General features: G+C 38.9%; 18 protein-coding genes and 1 pseudogene. 6 read left to right on the forward strand and 13 right to left on the reverse strand.

Annotation, left to right across the window (positions count from 1 at the left end):
- Positions 1-208: 208 nt before the first annotated feature.
- Positions 209-2,941, reverse strand: coding sequence for a DNA mismatch repair protein MutS (mutS, locus tag HNQ69_RS04405; protein ID WP_183228863.1), 2,733 nt, complete (start codon positions 2,939-2,941; stop codon positions 209-211).
- Between the two features lie 216 nt (positions 2,942-3,157).
- On the opposite strand from mutS, the gene HNQ69_RS04410 reads away from it, so the two are divergent.
- On the forward strand, positions 3,158-5,455 hold the full coding sequence (locus tag HNQ69_RS04410; RefSeq protein ID WP_183228864.1) for an NADP-dependent malic enzyme: 2,298 nt from the start codon (positions 3,158-3,160) through the stop codon (positions 5,453-5,455).
- Between the two features lie 53 nt (positions 5,456-5,508).
- Here the strand turns inward: HNQ69_RS04410 and secB are convergent, their stop codons facing one another.
- Both secB and HNQ69_RS04420 read right to left on the reverse strand, forming a co-directional pair.
- Positions 5,509-5,991, reverse strand: a complete 483-nt coding sequence (secB, locus tag HNQ69_RS04415) for a protein-export chaperone SecB (protein ID WP_183228865.1) — start codon at positions 5,989-5,991, stop codon at positions 5,509-5,511.
- A 142-nt stretch (positions 5,992-6,133) separates the two neighbouring features.
- Positions 6,134-6,640 carry an FxsA family protein gene (locus tag HNQ69_RS04420; RefSeq protein WP_183228866.1) on the reverse strand — a complete coding sequence of 169 codons (507 nt, stop codon included), beginning with the start codon at positions 6,638-6,640 and terminating at the stop codon, positions 6,134-6,136.
- A gap of 185 nt (positions 6,641-6,825) precedes the next feature.
- Between HNQ69_RS04420 and HNQ69_RS04425 the strand changes: the two genes are divergently transcribed.
- Positions 6,826-7,518 (forward strand): Tim44/TimA family putative adaptor protein, encoded by a 693-nt coding sequence (locus tag HNQ69_RS04425; RefSeq protein WP_183228867.1) that lies wholly within the window; start codon positions 6,826-6,828, stop codon positions 7,516-7,518.
- A 57-nt stretch (positions 7,519-7,575) separates the two neighbouring features.
- Positions 7,576-8,166, forward strand: a complete 591-nt coding sequence (locus HNQ69_RS04430; protein ID WP_183228868.1) for a Smr/MutS family protein — start codon at positions 7,576-7,578, stop codon at positions 8,164-8,166.
- Positions 8,167-9,133: 967 nt separating this feature from the next.
- On the opposite strand, the gene HNQ69_RS08315 is transcribed toward HNQ69_RS04430, so the two are convergent.
- The 5 genes and pseudogenes from HNQ69_RS08315 to HNQ69_RS04450 form a co-directional block, all read right to left on the reverse strand.
- A complete protein-coding gene (locus HNQ69_RS08315; protein ID WP_425486674.1) occupies positions 9,134-9,520 on the reverse strand; it encodes a MoaF-related domain-containing protein in 387 nt (128 codons plus the stop codon).
- Positions 9,445-9,681, reverse strand: a complete 237-nt coding sequence (locus tag HNQ69_RS07865) for a hypothetical protein (protein WP_246348491.1) — start codon at positions 9,679-9,681, stop codon at positions 9,445-9,447. Before HNQ69_RS07865 ends, HNQ69_RS08315 begins: the two co-directional genes overlap by 76 nt.
- A gap of 800 nt (positions 9,682-10,481) precedes the next feature.
- Entirely contained in the window at positions 10,482-11,468 is a 987-nt protein-coding gene (locus HNQ69_RS04440; protein ID WP_183228869.1) for an Hsp33 family molecular chaperone, read from the reverse strand.
- A gap of 33 nt (positions 11,469-11,501) precedes the next feature.
- Positions 11,502-12,426, reverse strand: a pseudogene (gene argF / locus HNQ69_RS04445) (ornithine carbamoyltransferase).
- Between the two features lie 3 nt (positions 12,427-12,429).
- On the reverse strand, positions 12,430-13,644 hold the full coding sequence (locus HNQ69_RS04450) for an aspartate aminotransferase family protein (RefSeq protein WP_183228870.1): 1,215 nt from the start codon (positions 13,642-13,644) through the stop codon (positions 12,430-12,432).
- A gap of 457 nt (positions 13,645-14,101) precedes the next feature.
- On the opposite strand from HNQ69_RS04450, the gene HNQ69_RS04455 reads away from it, so the two are divergent.
- A complete protein-coding gene (locus tag HNQ69_RS04455) occupies positions 14,102-14,632 on the forward strand; it encodes a GcrA family cell cycle regulator (RefSeq protein ID WP_183228871.1) in 531 nt (176 codons plus the stop codon).
- A gap of 680 nt (positions 14,633-15,312) precedes the next feature.
- On the opposite strand, the gene HNQ69_RS04460 is transcribed toward HNQ69_RS04455, so the two are convergent.
- From HNQ69_RS04460 to ccmA, 5 genes are read right to left on the reverse strand one after another with little or no spacing between them, the layout of a single operon-like run.
- Positions 15,313-15,912 carry a DsbE family thiol:disulfide interchange protein gene (locus HNQ69_RS04460; protein ID WP_183228872.1) on the reverse strand — a complete coding sequence of 200 codons (600 nt, stop codon included), beginning with the start codon at positions 15,910-15,912 and terminating at the stop codon, positions 15,313-15,315.
- The gene (locus HNQ69_RS07870) at positions 15,887-16,138 is read right to left on the reverse strand and encodes a hypothetical protein (RefSeq protein ID WP_246348495.1); all 252 of its coding nucleotides are present in this window, start codon (positions 16,136-16,138) and stop codon (positions 15,887-15,889) included. The genes HNQ69_RS04460 and HNQ69_RS07870 overlap by 26 nt, the downstream gene beginning before the upstream one ends.
- Positions 16,126-16,905 (reverse strand): heme ABC transporter permease, encoded by a 780-nt coding sequence (locus tag HNQ69_RS04465; protein ID WP_183228873.1) that lies wholly within the window; start codon positions 16,903-16,905, stop codon positions 16,126-16,128. The genes HNQ69_RS07870 and HNQ69_RS04465 overlap by 13 nt, the downstream gene beginning before the upstream one ends.
- A 43-nt stretch (positions 16,906-16,948) precedes the next feature.
- A complete protein-coding gene (ccmB, locus tag HNQ69_RS04470; RefSeq protein ID WP_183228874.1) occupies positions 16,949-17,617 on the reverse strand; it encodes a heme exporter protein CcmB in 669 nt (222 codons plus the stop codon).
- Positions 17,614-18,240 carry a heme ABC exporter ATP-binding protein CcmA gene (gene ccmA, locus HNQ69_RS04475; RefSeq protein ID WP_183228875.1) on the reverse strand — a complete coding sequence of 209 codons (627 nt, stop codon included), beginning with the start codon at positions 18,238-18,240 and terminating at the stop codon, positions 17,614-17,616. Before ccmA ends, ccmB begins: the two co-directional genes overlap by 4 nt.
- 299 nt (positions 18,241-18,539) lie before the next feature.
- Between ccmA and acnA the strand changes: the two genes are divergently transcribed.
- Both acnA and rpsT read left to right on the forward strand, forming a co-directional pair.
- A complete protein-coding gene (gene acnA, locus HNQ69_RS04480) occupies positions 18,540-21,227 on the forward strand; it encodes an aconitate hydratase AcnA (RefSeq protein ID WP_183228876.1) in 2,688 nt (895 codons plus the stop codon).
- A 229-nt stretch (positions 21,228-21,456) separates the two neighbouring features.
- Positions 21,457-21,723, forward strand: coding sequence for a 30S ribosomal protein S20 (gene rpsT / locus HNQ69_RS04485; RefSeq protein WP_183228877.1), 267 nt, complete (start codon positions 21,457-21,459; stop codon positions 21,721-21,723).
- Positions 21,724-21,792: the final 69 nt, after the last annotated feature.

A 21,792-nucleotide genomic window follows, 5' to 3' on the forward strand; every position in this document is an offset into this window, starting at 1 on the left:
AAGTCGAATGATATGATTATTGGGTGCTACGAATTTCTTTTTTATGAAAAAAACAATTTATTTTAAGAGGGATTATGTATTCGCCTTCTTTTTGCTTCCTTTAATGCTACTTAAGATTTATTGCGTGAAAGCGTGATCATATAGTGAAGAGTCAATGTAAGTTAGAATAATCAAAAAAGAAAACTTTCTTTGATTTTTTATAAAGAATTTAGTTTTTTCCCAGTTGTTTAAGACGATAAAGTTCTTCTAAAGCTTGCTTAGGAGAAAGTTCGTCGGGATGGATATTTTTTAAAGCCTCATGAAGTATACAACGATTTTTTGTTTCTTCTATGGGGAATGTTGCTTTAAGCGAAAAAAGCGGCAAATCATCAATTAATTTATGGCCTTTTCCCGCCATTTCACCCTGTTCTAATTGGTGTAGAACATCTGTAGCACGTGTAATAACCGCTGCGGGAAGTCCAGCAAGCTTTGCGACTTGTACGCCGTAGGATCGATCAGCAGCTCCTGGTGTGACTTCATGAAGAAAAACAACCTCACCATCCCAGTTTTTAACTTTCATGGTTACATTATGAAGGCGGTCGAGTTTTTCGGTCAGTGCTGTCATTTCATGAAAATGCGTGGCAAGAATAGCACGACAGTGATTCACTTCATGAAGATATTCAACGGTTGCCCAGGCAATGGAAAGTCCATCAAAAGTTGATGTACCCCGCCCTATTTCATCAAGAATAACAAGGGAATGGTGACTTGCATGATTAAGAATCGTTGCTGTTTCAACCATTTCCATCATAAAAGTTGAACGTCCTCGGGCAAGATCATCAGAAGCACCAACACGACTAAACAAGCGATCAACAACGCCAATATGTGCTGAAGTTGCTGGAACAAAGGAACCCATTTGTGCCATGATAGCAATAAGAGCGTTTTGTCGTAAAAAAGTTGATTTTCCTCCCATATTGGGACCTGTTAAAAGCCAAATTGCTGCATATTGATGGTTTTCTTGTACAGAGAGATCGCAGTTATTGGCAACAAAGGGTTCTGCTGCTTGCTTGCGTAGAGCTTGCTCTACAACAGGATGGCGTCCTGCAGTGATATGAAAGGTAAGGGAATGATCAATTTTAGGACGACAATATCCTTGCTCTTCAGCAAGATGCGCTAATGCAATGGATACATCCAAAACAGCAAGCGCTTCAGCAGCTTTACGGATGAAGTCAACCTGTTCGGTAATTTCATGAACGAGAGTATCAAAAATTTCCAATTCAAGCATCATGGCGTGGTTAGCAGCGTGAGCAATACGGCTTTCAAGGTCTGCAAGCTCTGTTGTGGTAAAGCGCATAGCATTTGCCATGGTTTGTCGGTGAATAAAACGTGCTTTGGCTTGTGGGCTATTTGTGAGTGTGGATGCTTGTACATTTGTTACCTCAATGAAGTAGCCTAGAATATTATTATGCTTGATTTTAAGAGTTTTAATATCTGTTTCTTGAGCATATTGCGCCTGAAGTTCAGCAATGATACGGCGAGACTCATCACGCAAAGCACGCATTTCATCAAGCTCTTTATGGTATTGAGGACGAATAAAACCGCCATCACGTTTAAGCAGTGGAAGATCATCAGCTAATGCTTTTTCTAAATGACAATACAAAGCAGTCGGTAAATGTGAGAAAATCTGCTGTACATCACTTATTTCTTGAGGAAGCAATTCATCATTCAGGAGTTGATTAACTTCACGAATAATTTCAAACCCACGCTGAATTGCAGCCATATCACGAGGACCTCCTCGTCCAAGAGCCAAACGTGAAACTGCGCGAGGCATATCTGGCCCCCCTTTTAAAATAAGCTTTATGGCTTCTGCAAGGGAAGTATTGCGTAGAAAAAATGCAATCGAATCGAGACGATGATCAATAGCTGAAGATGTCGTGAGAGGAGCAATGAGGCGATCGACGAGCAGGCGTGATCCTCCTCCTGTTACTGTACGATCAATAGCTTTTAGTAAGCTTCCATCACGTTGTCCTGATGTGGTTCGAACAAGTTCAAGACTTAGTCTGGTTGCGGCATCAATAAAAAGGGTAGCACTTTCATTTTGGCGTTCAGGGCGCATGAGAGGAGGACGATGCGTGATTTGCGTCTTTTCGATATAACGAATGGCAGAGGCGATTGCGGAGAGTTCGGAGCGTGAATAATCGGCAACACCTTCAAGGGTTGAGAGTTTAAAATAACTGCAAATATCGCGTTCAGCGGTGATTGTGTCAAAGAGACTAGCAGGTTGAGGTGAAACGATGCGATCAAGAACATTAAAAAGTGACTTATGGGATTTGTCATGAAAAAAAGAGTCAGCGACAATGATCTCTTGTGGATCTACACGCATAATATCTGCCAAAAGTTTTTCATGGCGGCTTTCTGTTACACGAAATATGCCTGTTGAGATATCAATCCAAGAAAGGGCAAAGTCTTCTCCATTGCTGGTTTTGACTCGGGCAAGTGTCATGAGATAATTGGCACGCGTTGGATCAAGGAGTTTTTCTTCTGTTATAGTTCCAGGTGTCACAAGGCGGACAACATCACGCCGAACAACCGATTTTGATCCACGTTTTTTTGCTTCTGCAGGATCTTCTATTTGTTCACAAACAGCAACGCGATAACCACGAGCGATCAGTTTTTGTAAATAATCATCCGCAGCATGAACAGGAACCCCACACATAGGAATATCTTCACCCAAATGTTTGCCGCGTGTTGTGAGTGTGATTCCTAAAGCCTGAGCGGCTTCAATGGCATCATTAAAAAATAATTCATAGAAATCACCCATACGGTAAAAGAGAAGGGAATCGCTATTGACGGCTTTGATTTCTATATACTGCTCCATCATAGGTGTGAGGCGTTGTTGATGGGGAGCAGATGAGGAGTCAGGCTGTGGGATTAACTTATTTTTATGGTTGATTTTCTTATCCATCTTTACGCGCTCATTTCCTTCAAGTGAGGCTTTGAAGCCCTTTTTTGTTTACTTCAATGTTTATCTTCATTATTTCTATATCTTTGAATTGAAACGCATGAACAGGTCTATCATAGCAAGCATAATGATTTCTAGCATGTGAATCAAATTTTAAAATCGAATAATGACGGGCATTATCGAACAGAATTTACACTGTTTTCGGAAAGCTTAAGTAAGATGAAAAAAAGTGATCAAGATCAGAAAATGCAGCAAACGGTTTATAATGCCAGCGAGCGTGAAGCCCTTGATTTTCATAGTCGCGGTCGGCCTGGAAAGCTTGAAATTATTGCGACAAAGTCGATGGCAACACAGCACGATTTAGCACTGGCTTATTCTCCAGGTGTTGCTGTTCCGGTTAAAGCAATTGCTCAAAATCCAGCGTTAGCTTATGATTATACGACAAAGGGCAATCTTGTTGCTGTTATATCAAATGGAACAGCTATCTTGGGTTTAGGCAATTTAGGTGCACTTGCATCTAAGCCGGTTATGGAAGGCAAAGCAGTACTTTTTAAGCGCTTTGCAGATATTGATTCAATTGACCTCGAAATTGATACAAACGATACGGAAAATTTTATCAATTTGGTACGTCATCTGGAACCCTCTTTTGGTGGTATCAATCTTGAAGATATTAAAGCACCTGAGTGTTTTATTATTGAGAGTCGCCTACGCGAAGAGTTAAAAATTCCTGTTTTTCATGATGATCAACACGGGACAGCAATTATTGTAGCTGCTGGTGTGCTTAATGCCCTATATTTAACTGGGCGCGATATGCAAAATACACGGTTAGTCTGTAATGGTGCTGGTTCTGCTGGAATTGCTTGTATTGAACTCATTAAAGCGATGGGATTTCGGTCTGAAAATATCATCTTATGTGATACGAAGGGTGTTGTCTATGAAGGCCGTGAAGAAGGGATGAATCAGTGGAAATCTGCTCATGCTATTCGAACAGATAAACGCACCCTCGTCGAAGCAATGGAAGGCGCTGACATGTTTTTCGGTGTTTCTGCTAAAGGTGCTCTTACCCCTGAAATGGTAAAGTCAATGGCTCCTCAGCCGATCATTTTTGCTATGGCCAATCCCGATCCAGAAATTACGCCGGAAGAGGTTATGCAAGTGCGTCGTGATGCCATTGTAGCAACAGGTCGTTCGGATTACCCAAACCAGATTAATAATGTTCTTTGTTTTCCTTATATCTTTCGTGGTGCACTTGATGTGCGTGCAACGGTTATCAATGAAGAGATGAAGATTGCTGCTGCAAGGGCTCTTGCAGATTTGGCTCATGAAGAAGTACCTGATAGTGTTGCAGAAGCTTATCGTGGAAAGCGATTGAAATTTGGTCCGAATTATATCATCCCTGTTCCTTTTGATCCGCGTTTATTCACTGTTGTTTCAAGGGCGGTGGCAAAGGCGGCCATGGAAAGTGGTGTTGCACAAAAGTACATTGATGATTTAGAGGCTTATGAACGTGCTTTGCAAGCAAGACGTGATCCCATTTCTTCTATAATGCGTGGTGTTTATAATCATGTCTGTCAAGCGCCAAAACAAATTGTTTTTGCAGAAGGTGAAGAAGAGTCAGTAATGCGGGCAGCTGTTTCCTATGTTCATCAAAAATTAGGGCAAGCAATTTTGATTGGTCGTGAGGAACAAGTGAGGGAAACCGCTGCTATTGCTGGCATTGACCTTGAGCGTGAAGGTATTTCTATTATGAATGCTAAGCTCTCCGATCGTACGGATGCTTATGCGGATTATCTTTATAAAAGGATGCAGCGCCAAGGTTGGTTATTGCGTGATTGTTATCGGTGTATCAATAATGATCGCAACTATTTTTCCGCTTGTATGGTGGCATTAGAGGATGCTGATGCAATGGTGACAGGGTTAACACGCAATTATGAGACAGCCTTAATCGATATACGTCGGGTGATTGATGAAAAGCCAAAAGAACGTTTGATTGGTATTTCAATGGCTATTTGCCGTGGGCGCACTGTGTTTATTGCGGATACAGCTATTCACGAAGATCCTAACGCTGAGGAACTCGCTGATATAGCGGAACAAACAGCTTCTTTTGTCCATGGGTTTGGATATCAACCACGGGTAGCATTTGTAGCATTTTCTACTTTTGGCTATATGAAAGGAAAGGTTACACAGCATATTCAGGATGCTATTAATATTTTGCATAAACGCAAAGTTAGCTTTGAGTTTGATGGGGAAATGAGTGCCGATGTGGCGCTCAATTTGAAATTGATGCAACAGTATCCCTTTATGGGATTAAAGGAACCAGCTAACATTTTGATAATGCCTGGATATCACGCTTCTTCTATTGCTAGCAAAATGCTACAAGAGTTGGGTGAAGCAACTATTATTGGCCCTATCTTGATTGGATTGGAAAGATCTGTTCAAATTGTACCGTTTAGTGGAAACGATGCAGATGTTATCAATATTGCAATGTTAGCCGCTTACCATGCGAAAAAGTTATAGAAAATAAAGGCCTCTGATATTTCAGGGCCTTTTTTATAATAAAGAACAAGTTTTTAGGATAGTTTTATCTGACTCTGACTGTCTTTTTGTTCTTCAGCAACACGCTTTTGAAACAATGCTGCAAAATCAATTGGATCAATCCACAGAGGTGGGAAACCACCATTTTGAGTAGCATCAGAGATGATTTGCCGAGCAAAGGGAAACAAAAGACGGGGACATTCAATAAAAACAAGAGGCATAACATGCTCTTGTGGAACGTTTTTAATATGAAAAACACCACCGTAAATCAGTTCTACGTGAAAAACTATTTCAGTATCATCATTGGCTTTGACGGAGAGGGACAAAACGACGTCGTAATTATCGTCACCAATTGGATTAGCGTTGACATTAATATTTATATCGATTTGTGGTGCCTTTTCACGTGGACGCAGTGAACGAGGAGCACTTGGGTTTTCAAATGAAAAATCTTTTAGATATTGAGTCAATACAGCAAAAACTGGCTCTCCACCACTGTTGTTCACTTCACCTTCAGCCATAGTACAAACCTTCTCAATTATAATGGGTATACTTTTATTCTAGATTTAAAGATCAAGTTGGTTATCATGCCTTGCACAAGGTTGCAAGAAATGCTTCCCTTGTCTTGACTATTTTTAAAGTTCATTAAAGATTTTTTGCATTTCAATGATTATCATCATTTTTCCGCCATGAAGATTCTCTAAAATTATAAATCTCGTAATCTTCTGCTTTAAGATCAATTATTTTTTCAGAATCATTTTGAGCGTTGGTTTTATCTTTAGTATGAATATTTATTTTGTTTCTAAATGATGAAAAGAAATGCCAAACTATAGAACGGATTGGCTTAATAAGGAGTAATATTCCTAAAATATCGCTAACAAAGCCGGGAAGAATAAGCAAAATTGCAGCAAGAATGATGAAAGCATCAGGGAGGATATTATTCTCTAGTATCTGTCCTTGAATGAGTTCACGTTGCATATTTTTAAAAAGGCTAAACCATTGAATTCGCAACAAAATAATCCCAGTGATTGTTGTAAGAATAATCAAACTCAAAGTTGCCAGAATTCCAATTTCTTTTCCAACAAAGATAAAACCAGCGATTTCGATCAAGAGAGCGCTGAGCAAGATAATGATAAAAAAGCGAGGTTTTATAGTGTAAGATTTTATCACATGAAAGTTTCCTTCTCAGTGTTTAGAATAGAAAATTATAAGAGCCATCTTTTTAAACATAAATGAATAAAAGCTATAAAAATATTTGAATGATAAATTCCCTATTTTACATGTTTATTGATAAATGCTATTGACTGCAATGTGTTTGTTATAGAGCATTTTAGATTTGGAGATGAACAGCGCTTATGGAATTTGACGTTATACTTGTCATAGCTCTTGTTATTATGGTTATCGTTTTTGTACAACTCCGTAATGTATTAGGAAAACGAATTGGCTTTGAAAAACCTCCCTTCGATCCTTATTCACGTTCTTCTGAAAAACAGACTGAGACAGAAACAACCGACAACATTGTTTCGTTCCCTCATAAGGGTAATTCGCAAAAGAGCGATTTTAGCGAAATTGATGCTATTTCCCCAAAAGGAAGCGCGTTGAATGAAGGTTTGCGGGCACTCCGTAAGATCGATACCCATTTTTCTCCTCAATTTTTTATAAAGGGTGCCCAAATTGCTTATGAGATGATCATAACAGCTTTTGCTAAAGGTGATCGCGATCAACTTAAAAGATTACTGTCTGAGAATGTTTTTGAGAGCTTTTGTGCTGCCATTGAGGAACGTGAAAAAAATAATGAAAAAGTCCAGCTTACTTTTGTTGGAATTAATAAGATCGAGTTTGTCTCGGCAGCAATACAAAACAAGGACGAATTTGTAACTGTACGAATTGTCAGTGAAATGATTTCTGTAACCTATAATGGGCAGGGAGAGCGGATAGACGGTGATCCTGATGCAATTGTAGAAATTAGAGATGTTTGGACATTTGTTCGCAATAGCCTATCGTCCGATCCAAATTGGAAGCTTTTTGCAACCGAAGATGAAAATTAAGATCTTTTTCGTCCATAAAATCGTAATAATAAGCTTTATAAGAGTTTAAAAATTGAAATGTCTAGGGATGAATGGAGACAAAAAAGGGATTTATTGCCTTCACAAGACCATCTTTTGTGGGAGATGGTTTGTCGCACAATAATACCACTTCATGGTAAATTCCACTCTAATATTGTAAAAAATGATTCAAATATAGACAAGAACAAACAGCATGTAACTCAAATCTTTCCATTGTCTCAGGAAAATCAGCAGAGATCAACAGTGGTTAAAAGAGAAAAGGGGAGAGTTGCACAAACACATAATATTCATTTCTTCGATCGTGTTGCATATCGTAAAATTGCCAAAGGTCATTATCCACTTGAGGCGCGTCTTGATCTTCATGGTTGTGCGCAGAAAGAAGCTTATTTTTTCTTGAAAAATTTTCTACAATCATCTCAGCAGAGTGGATTGCGTTATGTGCTTGTGATTACAGGAAAAGGTCAATCACCTGGGAGTGATGGTGCTTTGTATAAATTTGTCCCTCATTGGTTATCAACATCAGCTTTTCGATATTATGTTCACGCCTTTGAGCAAGCGGCTCGCCAGCATGGTGGTGGGGGTGCGCTTTATATTTGGTTGCGCCGTTTTGTGTCTGAGAAAAGGGTATGATGTTGTTTAAGCTGTTCTGGCTTAAGATCAGTTTTAGGTATGGCATTTGCGTAGGTAATGATTCTCTTTGCAACATAATCAACTATATAGCCTAATAACTAGATCGCAGGAGTTTTGTCGATGCTTTGGGACGGATATTTGTGTGCTTTATTATTATTTTTTGGATAACCGCAAAACGAAAAAACTGAAAACATAAATTAGAGATAATCGAACTATTGAAATGAAAGAGCAGTTTGGAAAAAACTGCATTAATTGTGACCTTTACACTCATTTCTTGTTTTCGGGGACATGTGTGTTTTGTTCGTTGGTTCACATATTTTAAGTTATGGCATTAAACTGGATTAAGCTGTAGCACGTTAAGATAAATTATATCGTTTTCAATTTTTAGTTTTCTGGATGCAATAGTCTTTAAAAAGATAGAACAGATTGGCCCCGGATTGATTATATTGTTATTGACGATTTATTGCGTGTGATCGATTTTTCTTGCAGAACTAACTATGACTGAAGATTTTATGCTAATTCTAATATAGCTTAGCCCATATAATAGGAGACTTATGAAATTGTGAAATTTAATATATAAGGCGTATATATATTTTAAAAGCCAAAATATTTTTTTCATTATTAATCATAAAATTGCAAATGTGATGATAAAAGATAATATGGGCAAAGATTTTTGTCATGTACTGGAGTTCCTGTACTTTCTGGGAGCGTGATGTAAGGTGTGATTTTTCAGAAGCTGAAGTAGTAGGGAAAAGAAGTTCACCAAACCAATAAGAAAGTGATAACAGTAGAAAAAATTAAATATGTTACAGTGGGGATTAAAGGTTAACACAATAAATAAGAAAATTAGGATTAGCATGGAGCTAATGAGTACAGCAAATATAACAAAAGGCAGGGTGTACTCATTAGCTCTTTGGAAATACAAAAAAGAAAAATAGAAAGCAGATATCTACTTTTTATAGATGTGTCATTGGATTTTGATTGTTCCCTTCATATGGGCGAATGAACCATCTTTTTCCGCAATATTGGTATCGACTGTTGCTGTATTCCCGTCTTGAACATGAACGACATTAGAACCTCGTTTTAGGTTCATGCCAGTAAACCATAATACATTTTTGCTGACTTCAATAGCGGTATATTCCCCTGTATCTCCGATGCCTTTAAAAGCACCAGATGTTCCTTTAAATGACATGGTCCGGTTAGCATAGAAGTTAAGTTCAAAAACAGCTCCACCAAAGTTTACTTCTGCTACTTTGCCAATAGGAGGATAAGGATTATTTATATGCCAAGGAGTTTCACCGGTAAAAACTTTTGCTCCAAATTCAAGAGGTTGTTGACTAGGAAGTCGGGATATTTTTTCTCCATATCAGAAATAATGCTGGAAGAGTCCTTATGTGAAATGGCAGCATTTTTATAGTCAGTAAGGGATGTTTTTACAAAATCAAGCAATGCCGGAGATGTATCATTTTTAATATAGTGTCCAGGAATGACCATTTCTGGTTTCAGTGATTGCATATCCTCAATGCATTTAATCCCACAAATCAATATCCTGAATGGTTGATGTATCAGTCATCCAAAGATGTCCGCCGGTCGATACGGAGACGCCGCCAAGTACGGTTTTCAGAGAAGGGATCCATAGATAACCGTGTGCTGATCATTTCTATCCTGTCGAATATCGATATCCTGATCTTCAATAATCAATTTATGAGAGGTTACAACATTAGGAATATATAATTCTTATGAAGCATCAGTTTCCATTGTTTCTTGCCACACATTTCTTTTTGCATCTTTGGTAGCAGAGATTAGATAGGCTATTTGTGCAGTTGATATTATTTGTGCTTGAGGGACCGCTTTTTTAATTTTATGTAGTCCAAAATAATAATCAGGGTCACTATGTGAGATAAAAATGTATTTTGGATTTTTTGATCATTTCAACAAGTTGTTGAGCGTACTTTTTTGAAATTGCGCATCAATGAGTATAGCCTCGTGATTGCCATAAATTAGCGTGGATGTAACAGGAAAAATGGCTTTAGCTCTAGGATTGAAAGTTTTTAGATTCAATGTGGAGGCTGAAGCTATTGTAGACAAAGTCACTGAAGTGAGAAATAGTGCATTGGCTAATTTTTTCATTTGAGGCCCTCCTAAAGTTACTTACTCTCTACCTATAGAAGTTATCAACTAGGGCCTCAAGTGAATTATTTTTTATTCTTTTTGGCATTTTTCTTGCTTTAGGGGATAGAGACTCCTATTAATTCTCGTCTGAAGCTAGTTTGTTTCTCTTAGTAAGCTCTTATTGCTGACTTATAGTATTGAATTTATATTTTAAAACGGTAAATTGTTGAACAAAATTCACATGTGACTGAAATATAGTTATTTTCAACCATTTTTTTACGTTCATCAATTGGAAAGCTTTCTAGTATTTCTTTAATTTTTTCATGCGAACAAGAACATTGATCCATAAGAGAAATGGGTTTAAAAACTCTGACACCCTTTTCATGGAAAAGACGAAACAATAGCAATTTACTGCCGACTTGGGGATCGGTCAATTCTGCATTTTCAGTGGTTGCTGTCAGTGCTTTGGCTTCTTGCCATTGGTTTTCAAGTTGGGCACGGGTTTTAGTTACTTCTGGTTTTTTATTGGGTTCATGTATTTTATGATGAGACGATGCTTGAGGTAAGAATTGAATCAAAAGTCCTCCTGCTCGCCAGTTTTTCTGTGGTTTGCCTGTTTGGTCGCGGTTGATCAATATAGCGACTGCTAAACGGATATCGGTGGGTATTTGCTCTGATTGGTCAAAATAGGTACGGGAGGCTTCTTGTAAATTTGATCCATCTAATGCAACTATTCCCTGATAGGGCTTTGTGTGTGGACCTTGGTGGATGGTGAAGGCTAAAGTACCTTTTCCGAGAAGTGTTTCTGAAGAGGTTTGATCATTGGCTATTGCTTGTTTGAGCTTTTCTTCATCAAAACGAGCATACCCGCGTAAACTAGAGGGAGGAGAAAAGTCACACACCAACATCTTAACCGGTCCATTGGAATGGGTTTGTAAAGTAAATTTTTCCTTAAGTTTTAGGGAGGTTCCAAGTAGAACAGTTAAGACTAAAGCTTCTGCTAGAAGGTAAGAAACTGGTTCAGGATATTGATGTCTTGTGAGAATAGAATTTAAAGTTTTCCCAAGTTGGACAGCACGTCCACGGATACCCAGTTCTTCGACTTGAAAGGGAGTAACAGTATCATCTTCACTTAAGTAGATATTGTTGAGAGAGAATTCATCTGTTGCTTGTTCGCGTTTTTCACTCATATCTTTGCCTTTTGTATGATTTATTTTAGTAAGTCATTGTGGAGAGAAAAACGTATCTTGTAAACACCAGGAGAGAATTGCTTTTTGGGCAGGAAGACGATTTTCAGCTTTATCAAAAACAACGGAATGCGATCCATCTATCACGGTATCGACAACTTTTTCACTACGATGAGCAGGAAGGCAATGCATGAAAAGAGCATAGGGTTTGGCTAATTTTATTAAAGCTTCATTGACTTGATAAGGCTGAAAAATAGAATGATTGCGGGCACGAAATTCTTGTCCCATGGAAACCCATGTGTCAGTCATAATACAGTCAGCATCTTTAGCAGCTTTTTGGGGATTATGGGTCAGTGTAATATGAGCCCCTCATTCATGGGCCCAGTATACAAATTTCTCTTGTGGTTCGCAGCCTTTTGGAGTGGCAATGCGCAGATGAAAGTCAAAAAGAGTAGCTGCTTCAATTAAGGAATGAAGCACGTTATTGCCATCTCCCATCCACGCAAATATTTTTATTCGCAACTGGTCCACGGTGTTCTTCATAGGTCAGGATATCTGCTAAAATTTGGCAAGGATGTGTGTCATCTGTGAGGGCATTAATGACAGGAATTTGTGCATATTGTGCCAACTCAAGCATCTGGTGATGGAGTGTTGTGCGTAATGTAACAATATCCACAAAACGCGATCAGACGCGTGCTGTGTCAACTATGGTTTTACAATGATCAAGCTGCATCTCTGAACTCGTTAGCATGATCATCTCTCCACCAAGTTGGTGCGTGCTGATATCGAATGAAATACGGGTTCGTGTGGATGATTTTTAAAAATCATTGCGAGTGTTTTACCAACAAAAGGTTTTAAACCTTTCCCTGCTATATGCTTTAAGGTTTTTCACATAATAGGTAATAGCGCGTGCTATTGGTGGGATTAAAACGGATAAGTAGGTGAAGTGGCGAAAGAGCATTTGTCAATGTTTATGATACTTACCTTTTTTGTTTATTTGCGAAAGATAAGCAATTGCTTTTTCAATACGGTGCAAGCTTTCATCTACTTCTTCTTCCTTGATGATAAGGGGAGGCAATAAACGCACTACGTTGTTGTTGGCACCAACACTTAGAACATATTCCTTTTCCAAGGCATTCACGACAACATTTGAGGGAACAACACACTGAATACCTAGCATAAGACCAACACCGTGAATTGCACAGATAATATCTGGATAACTATTGAGAATGCTCAAAAGTCCACTTCTTAGCTTGTTTCCCATGTGCTGAACATGATGGAGAAAGCCTGGTTCTAATATGATATCAAGAACACTATTGCCTACAGCCATCGCAAGAAGATTGCCTCCAAAAGTTGATCCATGGGTCCCTGGTGTCATACTTTTTGCAGCTTTCTCTGTTGCAAGACAAGCTCCTAACGGAAATCCCCCACCCAGTCCTTTTGCGAGGGTAAGAATATCAGGTATGATATCACTCCATTCATAAGCAAAAAGCTTTCCTGTTCGTCCAATGCCCGTTTGAACTTCATCCAAAATGAATAACAAGTTATTATCATCGCATATTTTGCGCAAAAATCTTAAATATTCGTGAGAGACTGTTCGTATTCCTCCTTCACCCTGAATGGGCTCAATAAGAATGGCTGCGGTATTTTTATTGATAGCGTTGCGCAAAGCGCTTTCATCACAAAAAGGAACTTGAACAAATCCACCAGCTTTTGGTCCAAAGCCTTCAAGATATTTTTCATGCCCGGTAGCAGCAAGCGTTGCAAGTGTGCGTCCATGAAATGCACCTTTAAAAGTGATAATTTCAACGCGTGTTGGATACCCAGATGCATAATGAGTGTGACGAGCAGTTTTAAATGCGCATTCTAGTGCTTCAGCGCCAGAATTGCAGAAAAAAACTTTATCAGCAAAGCTGTTTGCACAAAGCCGTGTGGCAAGAGCTTCTTGTTCAGGTGATTGAAAAAGATTGGAAATATGCCAAAGTTCTTCAGCTTGTTTCTTGAGGGTTTCAACCAACTTTGGATGTGCGTGGCCTAATGCATTGACAGCAATGCCAGATGTCAAATCAAGATAACACTCTCCTTTATCGGAAATAAGCCATACACCACTGCCTTTTTTAAAATGCAAATCACGTCGAGCAAAGCATTTGTAAAGTGGCTGTATAGCGTTAGCTCTCATCATTATTTCCTTTATTTTTTAAACTTTACTGTATAATAAAAAAACAATTTTTAGGTACAGATTATTCAGTGTTTCATTACGATCAATTATCGTGTCCACATGATGGATCATTACACTGATTGGTAAAAAGTCAATAAAGGTTTTATAAAGAAGCACTTGTAGGGAAAAGCCTTAAGAAAAAACAATATTTGGGGCCTATTTTTGATCCGCAAGTTGGGGAAAACATTTTAAATAGGCTCTTTAAGAAGGAAAGACTCTTGTAATCAAGTCCGTGCATATTGTAGTTTAAATTAGCAAGTGAGATTGTGTTTCAGTTCGTAAATTCTATAGGTTGAATGAGGCTTTTGTGTTCGGGGAGGATATAAAAGTTTTTCATTGAGCTCATTGAAAACATGATTGAGACATGCGAAGGTGCAACAAGCGTATCTCAATGAGATGATCGAAGTGGAGTGCAGGTATGAGTTGGACATGTGAACGTGTTGAACTTCTTAAGAAGTTTTGGAGTGAAGGTTTAAGTGCGAGTCAGATTGCAGCTCAGTTGGGTGGAGTCAGCAGAAATGCAGTGATCGGTAAAGTGCATCGATTAAAGTTACCAGGACGTGGTAAGATTGCACCAGGGGTGTCGCGTACACAAAAGATACCTGTTAGCCCATCGGCTCCACCACGTGTGCGTCGCACCCCATCGACAGTAGTACCAACAGATTCTGTGTCTTGCAGTGTTGGAGCAACAGCTTTAAAGATGGAGATTGTGACAGAGGATGTGACAGAAACGAATATGCCTACGAAATCAAATGTCGTTGTGCCTATATCACGTCAGCTCAATCTTTTACAATTGAGTGAAAATACATGCAGATGGCCCGTTGGAGATCCTTTGTCATCAGACTTTCATTTTTGTGGTGCTGATGCTGGTGAAAATAATCCCTACTGTGCCTTTCATGCTAAAATAGCATTTCAGCCAATATCTGAAAGACGGCGGATAAGAATATAATAAGGGTAATCTCTCTTGATCTTTTGTACAATATCATTGAGTTTAAGCTTAATGTATAAGCTATTATGAGAAAAAAATTGTAAAGTTAGAGCTTTTAATAAATATAGAACCCCTTTTTATCAGAAGACTTATTCAAGTGGTATTTTTTCGTATTATTACATAGTCATGTGTCATAAGGGGGCAAATTGTTATCTACTTTCACACACACTCTTAATTAAGTTTTACGGGCTTCCAAAACTTCTATAGCAATATCTTTTAAAAAGTGGAGATTTGTGTAGAGTCTCGCATTTTTGTGTTTTTGAATGGGGATGTTTCTCGTGAAGAACAGCACTCACTTTTCAGCTAAGCACTTGTTTTAAAGATCTCTTTCTTAGCTCTTAATTTCATCACTTATGAAAGTGGTATAGTGCAAAATTCATGGAGCATACCCATTTTTACGCTTATGAAAATACAAGTTAGCACTGTCATTATATTTCTCATTTTCCAACATTACGCTTGCTTTTAAGAGAATTCATAAGAAATATATTGAGTCTTTTTCTAAACGATTTTTATCCACACATCGCCTTTTTGTGACATGTAGCAAGCATTTTAAATGATTCATTATCAAGAGCTTGAAATGAGACAATCTAATTGTGGTCTCATTTAATTAATAGAGGGAACTAATAAATTACTTTTATGAATCAATCTATTGAAGTTTTTGTCATGATCGCTTTTTCGATTTTTGGCAGGATTTTTTCCTGGTAAATTTGCCATGTTAAAGGGCCAACATGTTTGGCAATAATAATGCTTTCTTTATTCAAAAGAAAAGTTTCTGGTGGTCCATAGACTCCCCAGTTAATAGCTGTATGACCTGAAATATCAAAGCCAATCACTTTAAAAGGATTCCCAAAACTATTCAGAAAGCGTTGGGCATTTTCTTGGCTATCCTTATAATTAATGCCAATAAGATCAAAACGTTGATCTTGTGCAATTTTCATGAGAAGTGAATGCTCTTCGCGACAGGAAAAACACCAAGATCCCCAAAAATTGACCAATGTTATGCGTCCTTTAAACTGTTCCGAATTTAAATAGTTTTTATTGCCTAGTAAGGGAAGATTGATTTTGGGAGCCGGTTTTTCAACGAATGTGCTTGGAAGAAGAGAAGTATCATTGGGGTGTTTATTATCTATAAAGTAGAAGAAAAGTATAATGAGAAGAAGAAAAAACACAAATGGTCCAAAAAGACCAAACATAACGAATAAAGATATGTTTTTTTTAGGTTTTTGAAGGGTGGTTTTCATTATATTTTCCTTTCCGAAAGAGCTCTTTTTTGTTCAGCTGTTGTAGGATTTTCTTTTGATAGAAAGCTTTACACAGGATGTGCCCAATAAGACAAAGAAGGGAGATGGCGGAAAATATATAGCTCAAAATAACAATTTGTTCATGATGAAGAGTACCGAGGAAAAAGTCAATTTGCTTAGAGAGATTTCCTAAAAGTCCGCTGTGGGTGCTGTTTAAATCGAACATGATGAAGAGTCCTTATGTTCTGCACGACGGGCTTTTTCGATCTGAAGTATTTGGATATGACGGCTATTGATCTCGTTACGCATAACCATCAAATAGACCAAAATAAACATAAGGCTAAAACAAAGTATCATTGTTATAAGGGGCCATAACATAGCGTGTTCGATTGTTGGGCCTCCTTTGCGCAAAAGCGATGCTGATTGATGCAGTGTATTCCACCAATTAACGGAAAATTTTATAATGGGGATATTTACAAGCCCAACGAGTGTGAGGATTGCTGTTGCGCGTGCAGCTTTTGCTTGATTATTAAAAGCGCGTGCGAGCATGACAATGGCAAGATAGATGAAAAACAAGATCAAAACTGATGTGAGTCGTGCATCCCATACCCACCATGTTCCCCATGTTGGGCGTCCCCAAAGAGAACCTGTGATCAAGGATAGAGCTGTAAAAACTGCTCCGATGGGTGCACCACATTTGAGTGCCACATCAGCAAGATGGTACTTCCAAATCAAACTTCCTAAAGCAGCAACACTTATTATGATATAACAAAATGTAGAGAGCCACGCGAATGGCACATGAATATACATAATCTTGACGGTCATACCTTGTTGATAGTCATCAGGAGAACGTATAATTAGAATAAGTCCTAAAATAAGAAGGCACAATGTTATACCAGTTAACCAAGGCAAGGCGACACTGCTTATTTTCATAAAACGGGTTAAACTGGCTGGGAGTGATCTCATTTCATGTATGTGGGATGTTTCATTCATGAGATCTATAATAGGCAGAGTTTCGCTGTGCGGCAATCATCTTTTACTCTTCTAATAAAAACTTGAGTGTTATAGCGGCAATAAAAGAGCTAAAAATACTCAAAAGAAGCGATAAAGCAATAAGAAGAGTCAAGGAAGAGAGAAAAGAAATATTTGGGTTTGTTGGAGCTGTCGCAGCTGAAACACCAAAAATCATGATTGGAATGATCCATGGTAAGATGATAATAAAAATGAGAAGAGTACTATGTAACAATGACGTTGCAAGGGCAGCCCCTATAGCGCCAATGAAAATAATGGCAGGTGTTCCGCATAAGAGGGTGAGTATTGTTGTAAAAGTTATCGTGGCATCTAAATGGAGCATGAATGCTAAAATAGGAGTAACAAAAATAAGAGGAAGCATCGTCCCCACCCAATGGGCAAGGCATTTGGTAAATACAATCAGTATGAAACTTTGTCTTTGTCCAGAGAGAATAAATTGGTCAAGACTTCCATCATCGCGATCGGTTTGAAAAAGTTTATTCAAATTGAGAAGTCCTGCGAGAAGAGCTCCAAACCATAATATACCTGGACCTATTTGTGCGAGAATTTTAGGATCTGGCCCGATGGTGAAGGGGGTTATTATAGTAATAGCGATGAAAAACAAAAGTCCTGTTAACGAAGAGGATTGTGGCGCTAAGGTTAATCGCAGATCACGCCAGAACAGTGCTTTCATGTTTCTCTCTCCTGGGGTGATGAAAATTTTTCTAGAGCGATTTTATGATTTTCTGGAATGCCAAGGGGGGTATGCGTGGCAGCGATAATTATACCGCCTTGGTTGAGATGGCGCTGGAAAATATTGACAACGATAGTTTGAGCATGGCTATCCAGTCCAGACATTGGTTCATCTAAAATCCAAATAGGACGATGGGAGAGTAAAAGGCGAGCGATGGCTACACGTCTTTTTTGCCCAGTTGACAGAATATTAAAGGGTAAATTTTCAAGATCAGAAAGACCAATATCGGCAAGGGCTTCATGCGGAGAGCGCAGATGTTGTCCATAAAATGCCGACCAAAATTGTAGATTATCCAGAACGGATAAAAGAGGTTTCATGGCATTTTGTGTGCAAAGGTAATGACATGCCGTTGCTACAGGATAAGTTTGTTCATGGTCTTTAAGACTTACATGGCCTTCGGCAGCTTCAAAAAGACCAGTGATGATTCGTAGTAATGTAGATTTTCCGATTCCATTTGGTCCTGTGATTGTCATAAGTTGCTGTGGGAATAAACAAAAAGAAAGACCTTGGAACAGCACTTTTTCATTTCTGTAAGCCGCCAAATCTTCGCCTGATAACACCATGTGATTGCCTGTTTTGCATTTATTTTTATAATCTTTATTGCATTCTAGGATAAAAAACACGTTTTTTATGCAATTGTACCTAGAATAGTTCTAACAATAGTTCTATAAGCTATGTGTTACATCAATATCGGATGTAGAATGGTTTTTAGCGCTGGTTTCCGAATTTGCCGATGAGAAAGGTGGAGGGGGAAGTGAATGGCGAAGGTGGTTGCATCTGCGCTCAAGCTGCGACCTTGATTCGTGGTTTGTGTTGTTCATTCCGGGAAATTGAGTGGTTTGTAGTATGAGGGTGGACGGTTATGACTCAAATTGATAGCTTTAATTGTCGCAGAACTTTAAATGTTGGTGGCAAGGAGTATACTTATTACAACTTGATTGAAGCAGAGAAGAACGGGCTCGAAGGTGTTTCTCGTTTACCATTTTCGATGAAAGTGATTCTTGAAAATTTATTACGGTTTGAAGATGGTCGTACGGTTAAACAAGAGGATATCTTAAACGTTGCTAAGTGGTTAAATGACAAAGGCAGTGCTGGTGCAGAAATTGCCTATCGACCTGCACGCGTTCTTATGCAAGATTTCACAGGTGTCCCTGCGGTTGTTGATCTTTCTGCGATGCGCGAGGCTATGGTCAAACTTGATGGTCAGGCTGAAAAAATCAATCCTCTTATTCCCGTTGATCTTATTATTGACCATTCAATTATCGTTGATGATTTTGGCACTCCCATGGCCTTTAAGGAGAATGTTGAGCATGAATATGAACGTAATAGTGAACGCTATCGTTTCCTGAAGTGGGGGCAGCAAGCTTTTCAAAATTTTCGCGTTGTACCTCCAGGAACAGGGATTTGTCATCAGGTTAATCTAGAGTATTTAGCACAATGTGTGTGGATGAAAGATGAAGGGGGGCAGCAAACGATTTATCCTGATACCTGTGTGGGTACGGATTCCCATACAACTATGGTGAATGGTTTGGGTGTTTTGGGTTGGGGTGTTGGTGGTATTGAAGCCGAAGCGGCAATGTTAGGCCAACCCGTTTCGATGTTGTTACCTGAAGTGATTGGTTTCCGTTTAACAGGCAAGCTTAAAGAAGGTGTAACGGCTACTGATTTAGTATTGACGGTGACACAAATTTTACGCAAGAAGGGCGTTGTTGGTAAGTTTGTTGAGTTTTTCGGTCCTGGCCTAGAACATATGACACTCGCTGATCGAGCGACGATTGGGAATATGGCGCCTGAATATGGGGCAACCTGTGGGTTTTTCCCAATTGATAAGGAAACAGTGCGTTATCTCAATATGACAGGGCGTGATGAACATCGGATAGCTTTAGTGGAGGCTTATTCCAAAGCACAAGGGATGTGGCATGATGAAGCCATAGCTGATCCCATTTTTAGTGATACAATTGAATTAGATATGGGAAGTGTTGTGCCTTCTATGGCTGGTCCTAAACGTCCTGAAGGGCGTATTGCATTGGAAAGTGTTGCGCAAGGCTTTAAGAAAGCTTTGGTCGAGGATTATAAGAAGACTTATGGACAAAGTGACCGTTATCAGGTCGAAGGTGAGGAATATACGCTTGGCCACGGTGATATCGTGATTGCTGCAATTACCTCTTGCACGAATACATCAAATCCAAGCGTTCTTATTGCTGCAGGTCTTTTGGCACGTAATGCTGTGGCAAAAGGTCTCAAGAGCAAACCATGGGTTAAGACTTCTCTTGCGCCTGGATCACAAGTTGTTGAAGCTTATCTTCACAATTCAGGTCTACAAAAAGATTTGGACGCACTAGGGTTTAACTTAGTGGGGTTTGGATGCACGACATGTATTGGAAATTCTGGTCCTTTATACCCAGCTATTTCCAAAACAATTAATGATAATAATTTAATTGCAGCTGCAGTTCTTTCAGGTAATCGTAATTTTGAAGGGCGTGTATCACCTGATGTGCAGGCGAATTATTTAGCTTCACCACCGCTCGTTGTTGCACACGCTTTGGTAGGAACGGTGTGTAAAGATTTAACAAAGGAGCCTCTCGGAGTCGGTTCAGATGGTCAACCCGTTTATTTGAGAGACATTTGGCCAACTTCCAAGGAAATACAGGAATTTATCGAAAAGAATATCACGCGTAAGCTTTTTGCCGAAAAATATGCAGATGTTTTTAAGGGAGACGAAAACTGGCAAAAAGTTCAGATTCCTACAGGGGCAACTTATTCTTGGGATGAGCAATCAACATATGTGCGTAATCCACCATATTTTGAGAATATGCAGAAGATTCCAGGTGTCTTACCGGATATTAAAAACGCACGGATTTTAGGTCTGTTTGGTGATAAAATCACAACAGATCATATTTCTCCTGCTGGTTCTATTAAAGCTGCTTCTCCTGCTGGAAAGTATTTAACCGATCATGGCGTTAAAGTGGCTGATTTTAACCAGTATGGGACCCGTCGTGGGAATCATGAAGTCATGATGCGCGGGACCTTTGCTAATATTCGTATTCGTAATTTCATGCTCGGAGAAAATGGTCGTGAAGGAGGTTATACAATTCATTATCCTTCAGGAGAAGAGCAAGCAATTTATGATGCAGCAATGGCATACAAGCAAGAAGGCGTTCCGCTCGTTGTATTTGCCGGTATTGAATATGGTAATGGGTCATCCCGTGATTGGGCTGCTAAGGGCACTAATCTTCTTGGTGTAAAAGCAGTGATTGCTCAATCTTTTGAGCGGATTCATCGTTCTAATCTTGTTGGTATGGGGATTGTTCCTTTTGTATTTGAAGAGGGTGCAAGCTGGCAGTCATTGGGTTTAAAAGGTGATGAAAAGATAACAATTGAAGGGATTCATAATTTAAAACCCCGTCAAAAGACTATTGCTACAATTACTTTTTCTGATGGAACAAAAAAAACTGTTCCCTTGTTGTGCCGTATTGATACTGAAGATGAGTTGGATTATTTGCATCATGGTGGAATTTTGCAATATGTTTTACGTAATCTAGCAGTTTAAACCGCGTTTGTTTAGAAGTATTTTTAAATTCTTTCAGGTGGTTATTAAATTAGGAATTCATTTTTTTATGCCCATCTTTGAGAATTCGATTGACGTTGCCTTTAGGGTTGCGTTATAAACCGTGCGGTTATCAGCAGATTTATAGTTTTGCTTGGGTAGGATTTGTTTATATGGATAGAGGTGTCGTTTAGACTCATTTTATCTAATGTGTTGAAAGAGAGATATATTTATGGCGAATACACCTTCCGCTAGGAAAGCGGTGCGCAAAGTTGCTATGCGCACGCAGGTTAATAAGGCCCGCCGTTCACGCGTTCGTACTTTTATGCGTAAGTTTGATGATGCTTTAGCTACTGGTGATAAGGCATCTGCGGAACTGGCATTTAAGAATTTTGAACCTGAAATTATGCGTGCAGTTTCCAAGGGGGTTTTTCATAAAAATGCTGCTGCACGAAAAGTGTCACGTTTAGCAAAACGTTTAAAGGCTCTTAGCGTTTAAGTTTTTTCCGTTTTTAGAAATTAGGCCAGCATCTCTACAGGTGCTGGTTTTTTTATTTTTTGATGGTCC

The organism is Bartonella callosciuri (assembly GCF_014203215.1).
Taxonomy (GTDB): Bacteria; Pseudomonadota; Alphaproteobacteria; order Rhizobiales; family Rhizobiaceae; genus Bartonella; species Bartonella callosciuri.